Raw genomic sequence first — 941 nt, forward strand, 5'->3', positions numbered from 1 at the left:
GCCGTGTCGATGACGGCCGCGGCCGCCGTGCACGTCGACGCGGACGAGGCGGACGCCGACGTGACAGCGGCCGCTGCGGCGCTCGGCGCCGCGGACCACGGCGACGACGACGCGCGCTTCACCGTCGACGGCGCCGAGGACCACGAACTGCTCTGGTACGGCGTCCAGGAGATCCCCAACCTCATCGCCTGACCCGCCCGCCCGGGTGCCCGCTGTCAGACCCTGCCGGTACCGTTTTCGGCATGGGGACGCACACCACACATCTGGTCTGGGACTGGAACGGCACGCTGTTCGACGACATGCAGGCGATCATCGGCGCGACCAACGCCGCGTTCGCCGAGATCGGTCTGGAGACGATCACCCTCGACCGCTACCGCGAGCTGTACTGCGTACCGGTGCCGGTCTTCTACGAGCGGCTGATGGGCCGCCGCCCCACGGCGGCCGAATGGCTGCTCATGGACGAGACCTTCCATCGCCACTACACGGAGCGACGCGCCGCCTGCGGGCTCACCCAGGGGGTCGAGGAGCTGCTGACGCAGTGGCGGGCGGCGGGCCGCAGCCAGTCGCTGCTGAGCATGTACGGGCACGAGGAGCTGGTGCCGGTGGTCCGGGGCCACGGGATCGAGGGGCACTTCGTCCGGGTCGACGGGCGTACGGGACCGTCGGGCGGCAGCAAGGCCGAGCACATGGAGCGCCATCTGGCCGCGCTCGCCGAGGGCGGCGCCATATCGGCCACGCGGACGGTCGTGATCGGGGACGCGCTGGACGACGCGCTGGCCGCCGAGCACGTGGGCGCGCGCGCCGTCCTGTACACCGGGGGCTCGAACAGCAGGGCGAGCCTGGAGGCCGCGGGGGTGCCGGTCGTGGACAGCCTGAGGGAAGCCGTGGACACGGCCCTGCGCCTGGCGAGCTGAGCCGTTCGCCTCGACCGGCCGGCGGGA

At 72.7% G+C, this 941-nt stretch carries 1 protein-coding gene and 1 pseudogene; both read left to right on the top strand.

Going from position 1 to position 941, the window contains the following annotated elements:
- Window positions 1-192 (top strand): annotated as a pseudogene (locus HY68_RS15265) (hypothetical protein); the annotation flags it as partial.
- Between the two features lie 50 nt (window positions 193-242).
- A complete protein-coding gene (locus HY68_RS15270; RefSeq protein WP_041989088.1) occupies window positions 243-914 on the top strand; it encodes an HAD family hydrolase in 672 nt (223 codons plus the stop codon).
- The last annotated feature ends 27 nt before the right edge of the window (window positions 915-941 follow it).

The organism is Streptomyces sp. AcH 505, assembly GCF_000818175.1.
Classification (GTDB): Bacteria; Actinomycetota; Actinomycetes; order Streptomycetales; family Streptomycetaceae; genus Streptomyces.